The sequence below is a fragment of the Arthrobacter sp. MYb224 genome, from assembly GCF_002975455.1.
Lineage (GTDB): Bacteria > Actinomycetota > Actinomycetes > Actinomycetales > Micrococcaceae > Glutamicibacter.
The window spans coordinates 560,593-577,837 of record NZ_PCPU01000001.1 but is presented as its reverse complement, the minus strand read 5'-3'; the positions used below and the strand labels follow the sequence as shown (position 1 = coordinate 577,837).

The 17,245-nt window shown below is 61.2% G+C and carries 15 protein-coding genes; 10 read left to right on the top strand and 5 right to left on the bottom strand.

Features of this window, described 5'->3' with window-relative positions:
- Positions 1 to 35: 35 nt before the first annotated feature.
- The 4 genes from dut (at position 36) to CQ017_RS02795 (ending at position 2,368) form a co-directional block, all read left to right on the top strand.
- The gene (gene dut / locus CQ017_RS02810) at positions 36 to 494 is read left to right on the top strand and encodes a dUTP diphosphatase (protein WP_105552390.1); all 459 of its coding nucleotides are present in this window, start codon (positions 36 to 38) and stop codon (positions 492 to 494) included.
- Positions 495 to 532: 38 nt separating this feature from the next.
- On the top strand, positions 533 to 1,216 hold the full coding sequence (locus CQ017_RS02805; RefSeq protein WP_105552389.1) for a DUF3710 domain-containing protein: 684 nt from the start codon (positions 533 to 535) through the stop codon (positions 1,214 to 1,216).
- A gap of 4 nt (positions 1,217 to 1,220) precedes the next feature.
- Complete coding sequence (locus CQ017_RS02800) at positions 1,221 to 1,595, top strand: hypothetical protein (protein WP_105552388.1); 375 nt, start codon at positions 1,221 to 1,223, stop codon at positions 1,593 to 1,595.
- Between the two features lie 65 nt (positions 1,596 to 1,660).
- A complete protein-coding gene (locus tag CQ017_RS02795; protein ID WP_105552387.1) occupies positions 1,661 to 2,368 on the top strand; it encodes a DUF3159 domain-containing protein in 708 nt (235 codons plus the stop codon).
- A 2-nt stretch (positions 2,369 to 2,370) separates the two neighbouring features.
- On the opposite strand, the gene CQ017_RS02790 is transcribed toward CQ017_RS02795, so the two are convergent.
- Together CQ017_RS02790 and CQ017_RS02785 are read right to left on the bottom strand one after the other, a co-directional pair.
- The gene (locus CQ017_RS02790; protein ID WP_105552386.1) at positions 2,371 to 3,036 is read right to left on the bottom strand and encodes a TrkA family potassium uptake protein; all 666 of its coding nucleotides are present in this window, start codon (positions 3,034 to 3,036) and stop codon (positions 2,371 to 2,373) included.
- 17 nt (positions 3,037 to 3,053) lie between these two features.
- Positions 3,054 to 3,728, bottom strand: coding sequence for a TrkA family potassium uptake protein (locus CQ017_RS02785; protein ID WP_105552385.1), 675 nt, complete (start codon positions 3,726 to 3,728; stop codon positions 3,054 to 3,056).
- A gap of 143 nt (positions 3,729 to 3,871) precedes the next feature.
- On the opposite strand from CQ017_RS02785, the gene CQ017_RS02780 reads away from it, so the two are divergent.
- From CQ017_RS02780 to CQ017_RS02765, 4 genes are all read left to right on the top strand, one after another.
- Complete coding sequence (locus CQ017_RS02780) at positions 3,872 to 5,887, top strand: APC family permease (RefSeq protein WP_105552384.1); 2,016 nt, start codon at positions 3,872 to 3,874, stop codon at positions 5,885 to 5,887.
- A gap of 5 nt (positions 5,888 to 5,892) precedes the next feature.
- The gene (locus CQ017_RS02775) at positions 5,893 to 7,215 is read left to right on the top strand and encodes a class I SAM-dependent RNA methyltransferase (RefSeq protein WP_105552383.1); all 1,323 of its coding nucleotides are present in this window, start codon (positions 5,893 to 5,895) and stop codon (positions 7,213 to 7,215) included.
- Positions 7,216 to 7,405: 190 nt separating this feature from the next.
- Complete coding sequence (gene acnA / locus CQ017_RS02770) at positions 7,406 to 10,114, top strand: aconitate hydratase AcnA (RefSeq protein WP_105552382.1); 2,709 nt, start codon at positions 7,406 to 7,408, stop codon at positions 10,112 to 10,114.
- 365 nt (positions 10,115 to 10,479) lie between these two features.
- Entirely contained in the window at positions 10,480 to 12,006 is a 1,527-nt protein-coding gene (locus CQ017_RS02765; protein WP_105552381.1) for an Abi family protein, read from the top strand.
- 493 nt (positions 12,007 to 12,499) lie between these two features.
- Here the strand turns inward: CQ017_RS02765 and CQ017_RS02755 are convergent, their stop codons facing one another.
- The 3 genes from CQ017_RS02755 to CQ017_RS02745 all read right to left on the bottom strand — a co-directional run bounded on the left by CQ017_RS02755 (position 12,500) and on the right by CQ017_RS02745 (position 15,076).
- Complete coding sequence (locus tag CQ017_RS02755; protein WP_181148231.1) at positions 12,500 to 13,675, bottom strand: low temperature requirement protein A; 1,176 nt, start codon at positions 13,673 to 13,675, stop codon at positions 12,500 to 12,502.
- 194 nt (positions 13,676 to 13,869) lie between these two features.
- The gene (locus CQ017_RS02750; protein WP_105552379.1) at positions 13,870 to 14,271 is read right to left on the bottom strand and encodes a heme-binding protein; all 402 of its coding nucleotides are present in this window, start codon (positions 14,269 to 14,271) and stop codon (positions 13,870 to 13,872) included.
- 28 nt (positions 14,272 to 14,299) lie between these two features.
- Entirely contained in the window at positions 14,300 to 15,076 is a 777-nt protein-coding gene (locus CQ017_RS02745) for an SDR family oxidoreductase (RefSeq protein ID WP_105552378.1), read from the bottom strand.
- A 101-nt stretch (positions 15,077 to 15,177) separates the two neighbouring features.
- Between CQ017_RS02745 and CQ017_RS02740 the strand changes: the two genes are divergently transcribed.
- Entirely contained in the window at positions 15,178 to 15,765 is a 588-nt protein-coding gene (locus CQ017_RS02740; RefSeq protein WP_105552377.1) for a TetR family transcriptional regulator, read from the top strand.
- Positions 15,766 to 16,351: 586 nt separating this feature from the next.
- The gene (locus CQ017_RS02735) at positions 16,352 to 17,206 is read left to right on the top strand and encodes a phosphotransferase family protein (RefSeq protein WP_105552376.1); all 855 of its coding nucleotides are present in this window, start codon (positions 16,352 to 16,354) and stop codon (positions 17,204 to 17,206) included.
- Positions 17,207 to 17,245: the final 39 nt, after the last annotated feature.

Sequence of the window (17,245 nt, the reverse complement as noted above, 5' to 3'; positions counted from 1 at the left end):
CGACCAATCGATTTACCGGGAGATTAGAAAAACTCATGAATGAGCCCACGATTTCAGTCAAAATCAAGATGCTCGATCCGCAGCTCCCGGCCCCCAGCTACGCCCACCCGTCCGATGCAGGTGCTGATCTGCATGCCCGGGGTGACGTAGTGCTCAAGCCGGGGGAACGCGCATTGATCCCTACCGGGCTCGCCTTGGCACTCCCGCACGGATATGTCGGCCTCGTTCACCCGCGAAGTGGTCTGGCCGCGAAGCACGGTATTACCGTCGTCAACGCACCGGGTACTGTTGATGCCGGATACCGTGGCGAGATCATGGTCACACTGTTGAACACGGACAACTCCAACGACTTTGAAGTACGTCGTGGCGATCGTATTGCACAGCTGGTTATCCAAAAAGTCGAACTAGCCCATTTTGAGCAGGTCGAGTCCCTCGACGACACGGCTCGCGGTACCGGTGGTTTTGGTTCAACAGGCGGATTCAACGCTAACTAAGTACCCTTGGTGTAAGAGCGCAAAACTTTAAGGACATCATGTTTTTCAAGCGTAAGAAGTCGGTAGAGCAGCCGGTCGAAGAGCCAACCGTCGAGGAAAGCACTCCGGAGCCCACCCCTACCAGCGGCCCATTCGACATCAGCGACGTGCCCGAAACCGATAGCTACCTCGACTTCGGTTCGATTCTCGTCAAGCCGATCCCTGGCATGAAGGTGCGCATGGATATCGAACAGGCGAATCAGCGGGTTGTGGCGGTTTCGCTGGAGATCGCCGAATCGCGCGTCCAACTGATGGCTTTCGCTTCTTCGAAGTCGGCATCCCTATGGCCCGGTATCCGTGAAAAAATTACCGGCGATATCCATGGGCAGAAGGGTGAGATCTTCACCCGCGAAGGAGAATATGGCGAAGAGCTTCTCGCCAAGGTTCCGCAGCAGCTGCCTGATGGCCGTGCCGGACACGTCGCGCTGCGTTTCGTGGGCGTCGACGGGCCGCGTTGGTTCCTGCGCGCGGTCGTTGGCGGTGCCGCAATCGCCGATGAGGAAGCTACCCAGATCGTTGACGAACTGCTGCGTAGCGTCGTGATCAACCGCGGCGATAAGCCACTGCCGCCGGCTGAGCTACTTCCATTGAACGTACCGAGCAATGCCAGTACCCGCGTCGAGACACCCGAGCCGGAAATCACCCGTCCGGAACGCGGCCCTGAAATCACCCAGATCGGCTAATGGCATGTCCTGCGAGCCCGGCCCTTTAGAGGCCCATCTTGGCAGCAGGGAAGTCAGGCCGGCACACCTGCGCCTGGAGTCCTTGTCCGAGTTGCCGGTAAAGGGGCGAGTTGAGCACCTCGGGTACATTCAGTCGGTCAGCTACTCGGCCCCCAACACGCCACCGCGTCTGACCGCCGTAGTGGTGGACCGGTTGGCTGGAGTTGGTGGGCGCCGTGGCACCGTTCCGCATGTAAAGCTGCTGTTCATGGGCCAAAAGCAGGTACCCGGGATTAAACCCGGAGTAAAAATCAGATATGCGGGCATGGTTGCGCAGGTCGATCATGTGCCCAGCATCTTCAACCCGCGCTACCTGATCGTTCCGGTCAACCGCCGCTAAGTTTTGGGTTCTATAGTTGCCGTATAAGCAGGTCTCGCACCGCGACCGAGGCAGAAGTGAGAAGCATGAACAACGAAGAACAGCCAAACGAGCCGCAACGCCACAAGGAGCACTCGTTGGCTTCGAGCCTCGGACAGAATGCAAAGCTGGCGCAGAATGCCAACGGCGGGATCGATGTCATCGCCAGCGTTGGCGGTCCCCGCGGCATCGTTGAGACGGTGCTCCCGGGTTTCGTGTTCGTCATGGTGTACGCGCTCAGCCTAGAGCTTTCGTGGGCGTTGATCGCCTCGATCGGGCTCGGGGTGCTGTTCATGATCGTGCGGCTAGTGAAGAAGTCATCGCTGATGCAGGCCGCCAGCGGTCTCATCGGGATTCTGATCTGCGCCTTCGCGGCTCGTGCCACAGGTGAAGCCAAGGACTACTATGTTCCAGGCTTCTTTATCGGCGCCGGCTATCTGCTCGCGATGCTGATTTCGATTATCGTCAAGTGGCCGCTGGCCGGGGTGCTCTTCGGATTCATCCGCAACGAGGGAACCGCTTGGCGTTCCCAGCCGGCAAGGCTACGCCGCTACAGCGTCGCGACGTGGATCATTATCGGGGTATTCATTGCACGTCTCGCGGTGCAGTTGCCGATGTACTTCGCCGACAATGTGGTGGCCCTGGGCCTTGCCCGCGCGTTGATGGGCGCCCCGCTGTATGCCGCTGGGCTCTGGTTCGCCTGGCTGGTATCCCGTCCGGCCAAGGACATCCAGCCGGAGCAGACTCGGCAGTAAAACTAGCGGGCCGCTCCGCGCAGGGTGCGTCGCAACGGGCTTTCAGCCTCGGGAGTGGTGATGAAGAAGATTTCGTCTCCACCCTCGATCACGTCATCATCGCTGGGCGGGAACGGCGCCTTATCGCGCACCACCGCCACGATGGTGGTGTCTTGAGGCCAGGTGACACGGCCCAGGGTACGTCCAATCAGCGCTGAATCGTGCGGCACGGTGAATTCGACCATATGCACCTCACCGCTTTTGAGCGTCAGCAGGCGTACCAGGTCTCCAACTTCTACTGCCTCTTCGACCAAGGCAGTCATCAGCCGCGGGGTGCTCACCGCCACATCCACGCCCCAGGCGTCGTCGAACATCCATTCATTCTTTGGGTGGTTTACCCGTCCCACGGTTCGGCGCACACCAAATTCGCTTTTGGCCAGCAGCGAGACCACCAGGTTAACTTTGTCATCTCCGGTGGCCGAGACGACCACATCGTATTCTTCGAGCTTGGCTCGCTGCAGGACCGCCAGTTCGCAGGCGTCTCCGATGAGCCACTGGACGTTTTCCAGATCTTCTCGGTCAGCCATTTCGGCTTTCGGATCGACAATGAGCACCTGATGGGAATTTAATACAAGCTCGCGGGCGATAGACGAACCAACTGATCCGGCCCCGGCAATCATTACTTTCACGTGTTTAGCTCTCTCCTTCAGTCGCTGACTGGAATCGGCGCATTGGCAAGGACTTTTTCCACATCTTTGCTTTTTTCAAGGCGCATCATGACATGGACCAAGTCGCCGCCTTGGAGGCGTGTGCGGCTTTCTGGGATGGTTCCTTCACCGAAACGGGTCAGGTAGGCGACCCGAACACCGGCAGCTTCTTCGAGCTCCTTGACCAGGTGTCCGTACCAGCCTCGATGCAAGGCGACTTCGGTAAGCATCAGTCGTCCCGAGGGCTCGCGGTAATCGCCACGGATGGAATATTCGGGAAGGATGCGCCGCAGGACTTGATCGGTGCTCCAACGAACCGCTGCAACCGTGGGGATTCCCAAGCGTTGATAGATTTCGGCGCGTCCCGGGTCGTAGATTCGCGCCACCACATGCGGCACGTTGTAGCTTTCCCGGGCCACGCGGGTGGCGAGAATGTTGGAATTATCACCGCTGGAAACGGCCGCAAAGGCGTAGGCCTCGGCAATTTTCGCCTCCACCAGGGTATCCCGGTCAAAGCCCAAGCCGACGACCTTGGTTCCCGAAAATTCTTGTCCCAGCCGGCGGAAAGCCTCAGGATTTTGGTCGATTATCGCCACCGAATGTCCGGCTTCGTCTAGCGTATGGGCCAGCGCAACGCCTACGCGTCCGCAACCCATGATCACAAAGTGCGCCACCGCCAACTCCTTGTTTTCTTGCCACCAGTGCAACTTCTGTGTGCTGCGCAGTTCACAGCCACGCAAGTAACAATAGCGCGCCGCGAACCACGCGCCTGAGACGAGGGTACTGCCTATGGCGCGCCCTGCGATAACGTTATCTCGTGCCTGCTTTATTTGATGGTCTTAAAAGGATCCTCGTGGGCCGGCCGTTTAGCACCGAACAGCTCAAACGCAAGCCGCTCCCACCTAAGATCGCTCTGCCGATCTTCTCTTCCAGCGCGCTATCGTCTTTGGCCTATGCGCCGGACGAAATTCTGCTGACCCTAGCCATGGCGGGCATTGCCGCGACAATGCTCTCGCCGGCGGTAGGTGTGGCGGTACTTGTCGTGCTGCTAGTGCTCGTGCTGTCCTACCGTCAATCGGTGGAGGCCTACCCCTCGGGCGGCGGCGACTATGAGATCGTCCGGAAAAATCTCGGGCCGCGCTCCGGAACCACCGTGGCCTCGGCTCTCCTGGTTGACTTCGTGCTCACCGTTGCAGTGTCCAGTTCTTCGGCCGCGCAGTACCTCTCGGGCGTTTTCCCCGCCTTGGAAGAGCACCGGGCCTGGGTGGCCTCGGCGATTGTGGCATTCTTGGTCGTCGCGAACCTCCGCGGCCGCGGACAGGGGCGTTGGTCCCTGGCCATTCCGGTGTACCTGTTCGCCGCCGGAATGCTGGCAATGATCGCCATCGGCGGGGTCCTGGCGCTGACCGGAAATCTGGGGCTGGCGCCGAGCGCCGAGTTCAACATTATTCCGGAACAGGAATTTGAGACCGGCATGCACGGCGTCTTTGGCGCCTTGCTGATCCTGCGCGCCTTCTCCACCGGTTCGGCGGCGCTGACCGGTATCGAAGTGCCCATTTCAAATGTGCATCACCTGCGCAAGCCCCGGGCCCGAAACGCCGGGCGCATTCTGCTGGTGCTGGGTCTGCTCTCCGGGGTGCTCACGCTCGGAACGCTGATGCTCGCCCGAGCCACGGGAATCAAGGTCGTGGCCGATCCGCAGGCCTCGTTGATGCTCGCCGGCCAGCCAATCGCGCAAGATTATGTGCAAGTCCCGGTCTTGGGGCAGTTGGCTCAAGCCGTCTTCGGAGACTTCTTCCTCGGCACCGTGGTGGTGTCCCTGCTGACCATCGCAGTCTTGCTGCTCGCAGGCAACCAGGCATTTAATTCATTCCCCAACCTCGCCAGCCATTTGGCTGGGGATGGCTACCTGCCGCGTCAGCTACGCACCCGTGGCGACCGCTTGGGCTTCTCCAACGGCATCCTTTCCCTCGGCGCCGCGGCGATCGTGCTGATCTTGCTGTTCAGCGGTGATGTGACGATTCTGGTGCAGCTCTACGTGGTTGGCGTGTTCGTTTCCTTCACGCTCAGCCAGCTCGGGATGCTCAAGCACTGGTCCCGCGTGTTGATCACCGTCACCGATCGCAAGGTGCGCGCCGCCAAGCAACGCAAGCGCCTGCTGAACCTGATTGGGTTGATTCTTTCGCTGCTGGTGCTGGTGATTGTGCTCGCCACCCGATTCGTTCACGGCGCCTGGCTTGCGGTGCTTGGCATTGTGGCGTTGACCTTGATCATGGAGTCCTTGCAGCGTCACTATCAGCAGGTTGACGACGAACTGGCGATCTCCGACGAGCATTCGGCGACCGCGTTGCCAGCCCGTGTCCATGCCCTGGTGCTGGTGTCCACGGTGCGTAAACCGGTGCTGCGTGCGCTCGCTTTCGCGCGAGCCTCACGCCCCTCCAAATTAGAAGCGATCATCGTGGACATCGAAGCGGAGAAGACCGAGCAGACGTTGGCCGCCTGGGATCGATTGCGCATTCCCGTGCCGATTACCGCGCTTGCTTCGCCCTATCGCGAAATTGCCGGACCGCTCATCGAACATATTCGCTCGATTAAGCGTGAATCTCCCCGCGACCTCATCGTTGTTTACATTCCCGAATATGTGGTCGGGCACTGGTGGGAACAGCTGGTGCATAACCAGACCGCGCAGCGAGTGAAGAACCGCCTGCACTACGAACCTGGAGTGCTCATCGCCTCGGTGCCTTGGCGCCTGCTGAGCTCATCCGAAGCACTGATCGGTGGTCCGACCGAGGAATCCTCGGCACACCGCCATACAACACCTCACGAAGGATAACTTTTATGAACGCCACCGAAACCCTGCAGCTGCGGTTAGGTTCGATTGCCCACGGTGGACACACCGTAGCTCGCCATGAAGGACGGGTAATTTTCGTCCGCCACGGCATCCCCGGCGAACTGGTCAATGTGCGCCTGACCGATGCGGGCGAGAGCGCCAAGTTCTGGCGCGCCGATGTCGTTGAGGTCCTCGAAGCGAGCGAGCACCGCGTAGCGCACGTCTGGGAACAGGCTGACGCGTTGAAGCACCGCGATCCGGTTGGGGGAGCGGAATTCGGCCATATGTCCCTGGACTACCAGCGCGAGCTAAAAGCCCAGGTGGCTGCCGAGCAGCTGACGCGCTTAGGCGGCTTGAAGGCCGAAGACTATAATTTCCCGGCGGTACAGGCCGTGGCGGGCGACTCCACCGGTCTGGGGTGGCGTACCCGGATGTCCTACTCGGTCACCGAGGACGGCCGGCTGGCGATGAGCGGATTCCGCAGCAACGAACTCACCGCAATCGACAACATGCCCTTGGCGCATCCGGGTATCGAGGCCATCGGCCTGTATTCCGTGGATTTCACCGGGATCGACCGGGTGGAGGCTGCGGTCTCCAGCGAGGATGACTCAACTGTTCTGGTCTTGCTCTCGGAACTGCGTCCGGGCGCGGCCAAGCGGGTGGCGCAGCAGCTGCCCGAAGGGGTGAACGTTGCGGCGTTCAGCCAGATCGGTGGTTCTGCCGCCGATGGCAAGGGGGAGCTGCAGACCATTGTGGGCAACAGCTGGTTGACCGAAAAGGTGCTCGGCAAGACTTTCCGGATCACCGGCGAGGGATTCTGGCAGGTGCACCGTCAGGCAGCCACGTTGTTGACCGAACGGGTGCTGGACCTGACTCAGCCGGAACCGGGCGAGGTCATTGCCGACCTCTACGCCGGTGCAGGCTTGTTCTCGCTGCCCCTGGCAGAAGCTGTGGGGCAGCACGGACGAGTGTTCAGCATCGAAGGTGCGCCGGGAACCCATGCGGATGCGAAGAAGAACCTGGCCGAGGTGCGCCAGGTGACGGTGACCCGCGGACGCGTGGAACGGCTGATGCGCCAGCTGGCCCGCGAAGCAGACCTGGGTGCGGTCGTCCTCGATCCGCCGCGCACCGGATTGGACAAGCAGTCCGCCGCGGAATTGGCGGAAAGCGGCGTTCCACGCATTTGTTACGTCTCCTGCGACCCGGCTGCTTTTGCCCGTGATACGGCTCGTTTGATGGCACGTGGCTACGAATTAGATCACATGGAGATTCACGATTTGTACCCGCATACCCACCATATGGAGTCAATTGGCTTGTTCGTGCGCCGCTAAACGATGGTTTGCGTCCGTTGGAACACGAATTTGCGGGATTGTTTCTGCTGATCCGGCATTTTCTTTCAGTAACGGATAGACTGTTTTTAGCACTGCAGCGATACAAGCATGACAATCTCAGTTAGGAACGCCTAACTGGAATAATGTTTGCACATGCATGAAGAATGAGTGTCTGGCGAGAGGAGTCCCAATGAGTAAAGTGGACAGTTTCGGTGCCAAGGGCGTACTTGACGTCAAGGGAACCGAATACGAAATTTACCGACTGAACAAGGTCGAAGGCTCGGACAGCCTTCCCTACAGCTTGAAGGTTCTTCTGGAGAACCTGCTTCGCACCGAAGATGGCGCGAACATCACCGCAGATCACGTCAAGGCCCTGGGCCAGTGGGATGCATCGGCTCAGCCGAATACCGAAATCCAGTTCACCCCGGCGCGCGTCCTGATGCAGGACTTCACCGGTGTGCCTTGCATCGTTGACCTTGCCACGATGCGTGAAGCCGTGCAGGAACTCGGCGGCGATCCTACCCGTGTGAACCCGCTGGCACCTGCCGAAATGGTCATCGACCACTCCGTGCAGATCGACACCTTCGGTTTCGCCGGAGCGGTCGAGCGCAACATGGAAATCGAATACCAGCGCAATGGCGAGCGTTACCAGTTCCTGCGTTGGGGCCAGACCGCATTTGACGACTTCAAGGTCGTCCCACCGGGCACCGGTATCGTGCACCAGGTCAACATCGAGTTCCTGGCTCGCACCGTGATGACCCGCGAGGTCAACGGCGTGCTTCGTGCCTACCCGGACACCTGCGTCGGCACCGACTCGCACACCACCATGGTCAACGGCATGGGCGTACTTGGCTGGGGCGTTGGCGGCATCGAGGCCGAGGCAGCAATGCTCGGCCAGCCAGTGTCCATGCTGATCCCACGCGTTGTCGGCTTCAAGCTCGCTGGCTCGATCCCGGCCGGCGCAACCGCAACCGACGTGGTGCTGACCATCACCGAAATGCTGCGTAAGCACGGCGTGGTTGGCAAGTTCGTTGAGTTCTACGGCGAAGGCGTGGCAGCAGTGCCGCTGGCTAACCGTGCAACCATCGGCAACATGTCCCCAGAGTTCGGCTCGACCGCCGCAATGTTCCCAATCGACGATGTCACCTTGGACTACCTGCGCCTGACCGGCCGTAGCCAGGAGAACGTGGACCTGGTCGAGGCATACGCCAAGGAACAGGGCATGTGGCACGATCCAAACCGCGAGATTCGCTTCAGCGAATACCTCGAGCTGGATCTGTCCACCGTGGTGCCATCGATCGCCGGCCCGAAGCGTCCACAGGACCGCATCGAGCTATCGGGCTCGAAGGAACAGTTCCGCAAGGACATCCACAACTACGTTTCGAACTCGGAAGACACCCAGGGTGTTGGCCGTCCATCGACCGCAGTTGAGGTGACCAAGGAAGATGGCGAGAAGTTCACCATCGACCACGGTCTGGTTTCGATCGCTTCGATCACCTCGTGCACCAACACCTCGAACCCTTCGGTCATGCTGGCCGCAGCGGTGCTTGCACGCAACGCCGCCGAAAAGGGCCTTGCCTCCAAGCCATGGGTCAAGACCTCGGTCGCCCCAGGCTCGAAGGTCGTCACCGAGTACTACGAGAAGTCCGGCCTCATGCCGTACCTGGAGAAGCTCGGCTTCTTCGTCGTAGGCTACGGCTGCGCAACCTGCATCGGTAACTCCGGCCCGCTGGATGCCGAGATCTCCGAGGCCATCAACGCCAACGACCTCGCAGCCACCGCGGTGCTCTCGGGCAACCGAAACTTCGAAGGCCGCATCAACCCAGATGTGAAGATGAACTACTTGGCTTCCCCGCCATTGGTCATCGCCTACGCACTGGCCGGCACCATGGACTTCGACTTCGAAACCGATTCCCTGGGCAAGGACAACGAGGGCAACGACGTCTTCCTGAAGGACATCTGGCCATCGCCAGTCGAGGTTCAGGAAATCATCGATTCCTCGATCGACGAAGGCATGTTCGCCAAGGGCTACGAAGGCGTCTTCGAGGGCGACGACCGATGGAAGGCGCTCGACACCCCGGAGGGTTCAACCTTCAAGTGGGACGAGAAGTCGACCTACGCGCGCAAGGCTCCGTACTTCGATGGCATGACCGCCGAACCACAGCCGGTTTCCGACATCGACGGCGCTCGCGTGCTGTTGAAGCTGGGCGACTCGGTCACCACCGACCACATCTCGCCTGCAGGTTCGTTCAAGTCGGAAACCCCGGCCGGACAGTACCTGATCGAGAACGGTGTGGATCGCAAGGACTTCAACTCCTACGGCTCACGCCGTGGCAACCACGAGGTCATGATCCGCGGTACCTTCGCGAACATCCGCATCAAGAACCAGCTGCTGGACGGCGTCGAGGGTGGCTTCACCCGCGACTTCACCCAGGACGGCGCTCCGCAGGCTTACGTCTACGACGCTGCCGAGAACTACAAGAGCGCCGGCACCCCGCTGGTCGTGCTTGGCGGCAAGGAATACGGTTCGGGCTCCTCGCGTGACTGGGCTGCCAAGGGCACCGCACTGCTGGGTGTCAAGGCCGTCATCACCGAGTCCTTCGAGCGTATCCACCGCTCGAACCTGATCGGCATGGGCGTTCTGCCACTGCAGTTCCCACAGGGCGAGTCCGCTGATTCGCTGGGTCTGACCGGTACCGAGAGCTTCTCGATTGCCGGCGTGACCGAGCTGAACAACGGCACCACCCCGAAGACCCTGAAGGTGACCGCTACCGCCGAAGACGGCAAGGTCACCGAGTTCGACGCCGACCTGCGCATCGACACCCCAGGCGAAGCAGATTACTACCGCAACGGTGGCATCCTGCAGTACGTGCTTCGCCAACTTGCCGGTAGTAAGTGATTTCCTCGAATATGAGGCTGTCTAGGAGCTGACACCTCCGGCCGAATTTAGCTCCAGCGTCTCACACATGCGCCCCGATAGGCTTAGGCCCGTCGGGGCGCATGTGTCCATGGTTCAGTCGAGGTGCAGACGCCAGAACGGGTCGTCTGCCCAGGGGGCGGAGATGTCTCTGGCTTGCAGTTGCATGACCAGCCTTCAGCGCAAGTTCAGAGCCCGACGAATCGTGAAGTGCTCCTCCTTCATCCGTTTGCCCCGCGTGCACCGAGGCCGTATGCTTGTACCAACACGACAGGTCCGCTTCTCTAGATGAGACGCGGGCCTGTTCTCTTTCTGCCCCGCGCCGGGGACGCGGGGACGATAAGCACATGAGCACGCCGGACAGCACCTGCGCCAAGCCATTCCTGACGATCCCCGAGCAAATCCGGCGACTGCGCACCCGCGGCTTGGACTGCGGCCCGGATCAATTCGCTTCGGGAGTCCTCGAGCGCTACGGCTACTACCGGCTGTCGGGATATTGGCACCTCCACCGAGCTAGGCCCGAGCCTCCCGCGGATCGTTTCGACAAGGACGGTCGAGAGATCCGTCTGGAATCGTTCGTGCCCGAGACGAGCCTGGCCCACGTGGTCGCCCTATACGAGTTCGACCACGAGCTACGGACCCGTCTGGGCGACATCATCAGCATGGTTGAGACGTCGTTCCGGTTCCATGTCGGCCACCGACTCGGAAGGGGCGACCGGTTCGCTCAGCGGCGTCCTGAGAAGCTCGGCGCGCTCCGGCCGGCTGATTCGAGCGCGTCACCTGAGCCGACCACTGCCTACCGCGAATGGCTTGAGGAGTATGACCGCCATGAGAAGCGTGCACGGGGCGACTTCGTCGTCCACTTCCGCGAGACCTACGGTCCGCACCTGCCGATCTGGGTGGCGACGGAGGCGATGTCGTTCGGTGTCCTGAGCGGTCTCTACGACCTAATGCCCCAGGGCGACCAGGAGATCCTCGCCGCGCGGTTCCAGATCAGCACCGCTGACGGCAAGGGTGACCGCGGTGCCTTGAGTAACTGGCTTAACAACCTCCGCAATGTCCGGAACATCTGCGCGCACTACGGCCGCCTGTGGAACCGCACATTCGACGTGGTCATCGACGCGCCGGGGCGGGCGCGCACGGACGCGAGCCACCTCCTGGCCCCGCTCGTCGGCGATGGCATGAGTAACAAGCTCTATGGCGTGCTGCTCATCCTGCGCCACCTGATGCTGAGCATCGCGCCGGAGCGGTCCGACGTCGTCGACGTCGCCGACCTCATCGAGGCCAGGTCGCAGGAGATCGGATTCTCCGTGGCCCAGCTCGGCTTCCCCGACGGCTGGCGGAGCAGCTCGGCCTGGGGTCGGGGCTTCTCGCTCGATCCCTCGCCGATGCTGGCGGCCAGCTTGCTCGACCGCGCCAAGTGCTGGACAGCTGCAGAGACGCGAGCCGCGCTGACTCACGCAGAGGTCACTGAGGCCGAGCATGATCGGACCCCGGAGCAGGCGTCGCGGGCGTTGAAGGCGGCCCAGCGCAGCCTGCTGCGGGCCTATCGGAAGCACCAGGTCGTGATCGAGGTCGAACTGGGGAAGACCAAGCTCTATCCCGTTTTCCAGTTTCGCGACGGCAAGATCATCGACGCCCTCGCGGAGATCAACAAGGCGTTTGCCGCGGCTTGCGAAGACGCGGAGCCAGCGCCAGTCGCCGCGGCGCTGCTGGGTTGGTGGCAGACACCGCATCCTGGACTGCCGAAAGATTCGGACGGCTCGGATCGATCGCCGGTCGACCTACTGTACTCAATCTCCGAGCAGGACTTCGAAGCGGCAGTCGAAGACGCGGACGCCACGAGCAGCTTCGTCGTGCCGAGGCGGAGCTAGCGCCCGGGCAGACGGCGTCTCATGGAGCGCTGGCCTGCTAATTCCCATACTGCGGTGGTGAACGGTGGCCCGCCGCTAGGTACACCTCGCAGGGTTCCCACAGCTCGAGACCACGCACTTGCCGTTGGGGATTGATGAATGAAGCGCGTGGCTTCTTGGGCGCGCCGTGCGCAGATCACGCAGGGTCTCCTGCACAGGAGAGATCAGCTCGGGCCTTTCGGTAACGGGCTGATCGTGATGGGACGAGCGTGGTGCGGTCGCGCCGGTCTCAGCGTAGGACGCCGCGTGGGGTAAAGGCCTCAGCCATATCCTCGGCGATGACGATGCGCCTGTCGTGCGGAGACTGCATCCGCCGGCGCAACACTTGCGAGCCGATAACAAACCCAGGGTGATCCAGTCCAGGAATTTTGCGGACCTGTTCGAAGGGGCCGCCTTCAACTATATGAATGGTGCCCTTATGCGAACACCCCATCCCACATCGCCAGGCGCTGATTCAGACATCCGTTTGCGTGACACGGCGATCGATCGGATGCCGCCAAACGAGCACGACGATTGTTCCCACGAGAATCGCGGCTGTGAGCGCGAAGGGAACAGGGATCAGGGGGTCGACGAGAATCAGAAGAGCTGCTCCGGGTATGACCGTATTGACGATTTGGTCTGCATGGGGCCTGATCGCCAGCGCCCATATGCCGACGACGAATACCGCCAGCGGGACCGTGTAAGCGAACGATGCCCAGGGTTGATGCAGCTGGCTGTGACCGGTGAGGACGTCGATCTCAACCTCGATCCCAGCGGAGAACGCTCCAGCAGCAGCGAAGATGAAGTAGTGACCGTAGCCGTAGACCAGTGAGCTCCAAATCCCGTTGATAGCTCGGTGGTGTGGCGGCCAGAAGTAGATCCACCACAGTGCCGCGGTGGCGATGAGTGTGAGAACGGCGATCGAAATCAGTGGCCCGATTGCATCGGCGTCGTGCACGGCTTCGATGATCGCGTTCGCGGAAGCCAGCAGGCTCTCGCCGAGAAGGATGAGGGTGAACAGTCCGTACCGCTCGGTGATGTGATGCGGATGCCATGGGGTCGAGCCGGTGTGGTCAGCGACGATCGGTACAGAGATCTCCGCGACGAACAGCAGGACCAAAGCGACTGGGAATAGGCCTGCCGGCAATAGCAAGGCAGTGAGCCAGAGGACCTGAACCAGGGCGATGCCGCCCGCGTAGATGAGGGTTGCGCGGCGTGCCGATCCTGCTCCTCGAGATGCGCGCAGCCATTGGGCGACAAGTGCCAGCCTCATGACGACGTACGCGAGAATCAAAACAGAGAAGTCGTGCTCCTCGAATACCGGGCCGATGCCAGAGGCGAGGACCAGTACGCCGCCCATCTGGACGATGGTCAGTACTCGGTAGAGCCAGTCATCGGTATCGAAGCTGGTGGCGAACCAGGTGAAGTTCATCCACGCCCACCAGATCCCGAAGAACACGATCAAGTAAGTGACGATGCCGTCGAGGATGTGGCCCTCGACGAGCTCGTGATGCAACTGGGCGGCCGCAATGCTCACAGCGACAACGAAGACCAGGTCAAAGAACAACTCCAGCGTGGAGGCTGTCCGCCCGGATTCGTGCGGGTCGCGCGGTCGCATGGGCACAAGGCCGAATCGAGAGGAGGTGGGCATGGTGCAGAATCCTAATCCGTTGAGAACCCCGGCGACCAGTGTTGGTCGCCGGGGTGCTCATTTGAGTCGTCGGTCAATGAGTGGGAGCACCAGTGAGGTGTGAACGAGCCACGACTGTTCCAAAAATAGTCGTCCTCGCGGCAGCCAGGGCGTGCCTCCTTGCGTGGCTCTGGAAGCACACCCTGGCTAAATCCTTAGCCGACTGCGGTGCGGGCGATCTCGGCGTCCTGTTCGGGCGTTCCACCCGAGACGCCGAGCGCGCCGATGAGCCGACCGTTCTCGTCCAGGATCGGAACGCCGCCGCCCATCAACAGGAGCCCACCGTTGGTGTGGTCGAAGTGCGGGACGGGCTCGCCGATCTGCAGGGGCGCGTTCAGCGCTTCGCTTGGTGCCTCGAACATGACTGAGGTTCGTGATTTCGCCAGCGCGAGATCGTTGGAAGCCAGCCAGGCTCCATCCATGCGCTCGAAAGCGACGAGATTTGCTCCAGCATCAAGGACGGCGAAGACGGCATTCAGGCCGAGATCGCGGGCCTTCTCCTGGCCGGCGTCGATAATCCGGCCGGCAGCTTCAAGAGTGATTGTCGAGTGTGACATCAGATTGGTTCCTTTCTTCTGCTCTGCCTCAGGCCTTCTGGGTCCATTCGGTTTCCTGCCACTGCTTGGCGGCATCGATGGTCTCCAGTGGCCGCATGGTCCGGTAGTCAGGATCGTTAGAGACGATGGTCTCCACCATCGCGTCGACCATTTCCTGCGGATCGGCCTGGTCGGCCAGTGAGGGTCCAAAGTCAGGCATGGGGACGTGCGCGGTCTCGGCGTCGTGCCATTGCACGTAGCTCTCAGCGCCGGTGTCGTTGAATCCAGTTCCGAAGACTCCGGGGTTAACGGTGGCGACCTTGATGCCGAACTGCTCCAGCTCGGCCTTCATGGAGCCGGCGACGGCCTCGATCGCGTGCTTAGTCGCGCAGTAGGCACCGAGGAAGGGAACGACGAGGATCCCGCCCATCGACGACGTCCACACGATTCGTCCGCTCTTTCGGGCGATCATCTTCGGCGTGATGGCCTGGACTAACTCGAGATGTCCGAACAGGTTGATGTCGAACGATTCCCGCACGCGCTGCAGCGGGATGTCGACCATTGCTCCGCCCTCCATGACGCCGGCGTTCAGGACGAGGACGTCGACGTCGAAGGAACCGGCGTGGGCAACGTCGATCGCGTCGAGAAGATTGAGCTTGATGACTTTGAGCTCGACGCCAGCCGCTTCGGCGTCCGCCCGGAGGCCACGGACCTGTGGCCAGGTCTCGGCGGCGGCGATCACCTTGTGGCCTTGACGGGCAAGCTCCAGTGCGGTTCCTTGGCCGAATCCGCTGCTGGCACCTGTGATGAGTATCTTCTGGGACATGTGAAACTCCTCTGAGTAACTATCTGGATACTTACATACGGAAGCCTGCCACATCTTGCCGGCACGGTCAATAACTAGATGGTTACCTATAGACTGAGGGCATGCCACCAGATGCAACAGACACCAAGCGACGGATCCTCGTCGCGGCACGCGGAGAGTTCGCCCAGTTCGGCCTGGCCGGCGCGCGGGTGGACCGAATTGCCAAGACGGGACGGGTCAACAAGCGATCGATCTATGTGCACTTCGGGCCGAAGGATCAGCTTTTCGACCTGGTCGTGGCAACGGCATTGACCGAGATGGCCGAAGAGGTGCCGTTCACTGCTGAGGATCTGCCGTCCTACGCTGGCGCACTGTTTGACTACTTGACTGCACGGCCCGAGGTCTTGCGGTTGACAACCTGGGCTGGTCTTGAGCGTGCCGATGCCTCGCAGGGCGAGGTTCAGGCATATGCGCCCAAGGTAGCAGCTCTGTCGGAGTCGTTCGATGATGCAGCTGTCGACGTGCTCGCTTTGTTGCTTGGCCAGATCACCGCCTGGCAGTTCGCGTCGTCTGCACTGCGCGCACATGCTGCAGAAGGACCCTGGTCAACTGAGCGTCTTCGGCGACACCGCATCCTGCTCATCGCATCAGTCGAGGCGCTCGTCAGTGTCGCGGAGGGCAGTGTCAAGGGGTCGCCTTCGCCGAGCTGAGATCTGCCCCCCACTTGTAGAGAGGTAGCACAAGGCGTGGGCTCGTTCGATCGATGCCGTGAGGACCTCACGCTCCCCACGTCCTCGTTTCTGGTTCGGCGTCTCGTGATCATCTCCCTGACAATCCACGTGACGCGGAGCCCGATCGGGCGGTGGCCTCGGTGTCAGAAGTCGGAGTCCAATACGCCTCATACGCGACGACTTTTCGAGATGCCACGACAGGTGCAGCGGCCGTCCTCAGGATTCCACACGACCGGCGACAAGGCGAGCATTCGGGGAAGGGGTGAGGCTCCCAAGTACCGCAACCGAAGCATCTCAACGGGGATAGATGGGCAGCTGCAAAGTAGTCACACACGCCTCCTAATGTGCCTCTGATCAGGAAATTTGCCTCGTCGACAGGAGCGTTCAACTACCGCACACTTCAGCGAAGCATGTCTCAGTACGTCCTGCGCCAGATTGCCGCTGCTAACTAAGGTTTCCACCTGAAGTTGGTTCCGGTTTCTGGAACAACGCCGAAGGCCCCAAAGCAATTGCTATGGGGCCTTCGGGCATTTAATGCCCTGCGGCAAGGAACTAAGCTGAAGCCATGAGCGCTAACTGGCATCGTGGCCTGCTCGCCGACCCGCAGGCGGCATTGGTGCAGCAGTGGCTGAGTTCTCCGCTGCTGGTTGAAGATCTCTCGTGGGGTCTGACCGACACCCGAGTGCTGCGCCTGCGTTCACTCGGACGGGACTACATCCTCAAGACGGCCGGATCGGCGAATCTTCATCTCGGCCGAGAGTTCAAGGCCCACGCAGGCTACACCGCCCCGTTGCTGGCACACGGGCTGACCGCTGCATTGCGTCATGAAGACCGGGCGCTGCGTCTGCTGCTCCTGGATTATTTGCCCGGTGTCTTATGCGAACGGACTTCCAGCGCCGATGACCCGGAGGTACACGAGCAGGCGGGGCGGGCATTGCAGCTCCTGCACGGGCAGCACGCCAAGGTGGACGAAGGATATGAAAAGAATTTCATAGCCAATGGCCTGAAATGGCTGGACGCAGAGCACCGGATTGAACCGAGTTTCGTGGCCGCCGCGCGCAAGATCTTCGCAGATTATCGTCCTGAACCGGTCCTCGTGGTGCCCACGCACGGTGATTGGCAACCGCGTAACTGGTTGATAGATCAAGGGAAACTGCGGGTGATCGACTTCGGCCGTTTCGCCTTCCGGCCCGCCGAAAGCGACCTGGCCAGGCTCTCGGCCCAGCAGTGGCGCGAGCATCCTGAACTAGCTACCGCGTTCTTTCGAGGGTATGGCCAGGACCCGCGGGAATTGCGCAGCTGGCCCATCGTGCAGCTGCGCGAGGCGATCGGCACCGCGGCCTGGGCCTACCAGGTCGGCGACACGGCCTTTGAAATCCAAGGACACCGTATGCTGCGCGACGCGTTGGAACTATTCTGAAAATACCGGCGGCGGCCCCAGGCTTGCGGGCTGCCGCCT

Coding starts and splice junctions, on each gene's coding strand:
- dut (WP_105552390.1), top strand. CDS start 36: ATGAATGAGCCCACGATTTCAGTCAAAATCAAGATGCTCGATCCGCAG.
- CQ017_RS02805 (WP_105552389.1), top strand. CDS start 533: ATGTTTTTCAAGCGTAAGAAGTCGGTAGAGCAGCCGGTCGAAGAGCCA.
- CQ017_RS02800 (WP_105552388.1), top strand. CDS start 1,221: ATGTCCTGCGAGCCCGGCCCTTTAGAGGCCCATCTTGGCAGCAGGGAA.
- CQ017_RS02795 (WP_105552387.1), top strand. CDS start 1,661: ATGAACAACGAAGAACAGCCAAACGAGCCGCAACGCCACAAGGAGCAC.
- CQ017_RS02775 (WP_105552383.1), top strand. CDS start 5,893: ATGAACGCCACCGAAACCCTGCAGCTGCGGTTAGGTTCGATTGCCCAC.
- acnA (WP_105552382.1), top strand. CDS start 7,406: ATGAGTAAAGTGGACAGTTTCGGTGCCAAGGGCGTACTTGACGTCAAG.
- CQ017_RS02765 (WP_105552381.1), top strand. CDS start 10,480: ATGAGCACGCCGGACAGCACCTGCGCCAAGCCATTCCTGACGATCCCC.
- CQ017_RS02755 (WP_181148231.1), bottom strand. CDS start 13,675: ATGCCCACCTCCTCTCGATTCGGCCTTGTGCCCATGCGACCGCGCGAC.
- CQ017_RS02750 (WP_105552379.1), bottom strand. CDS start 14,271: ATGTCACACTCGACAATCACTCTTGAAGCTGCCGGCCGGATTATCGAC.
- CQ017_RS02745 (WP_105552378.1), bottom strand. CDS start 15,076: ATGTCCCAGAAGATACTCATCACAGGTGCCAGCAGCGGATTCGGCCAA.
- CQ017_RS02740 (WP_105552377.1), top strand. CDS start 15,178: ATGCCACCAGATGCAACAGACACCAAGCGACGGATCCTCGTCGCGGCA.
- CQ017_RS02735 (WP_105552376.1), top strand. CDS start 16,352: ATGAGCGCTAACTGGCATCGTGGCCTGCTCGCCGACCCGCAGGCGGCA.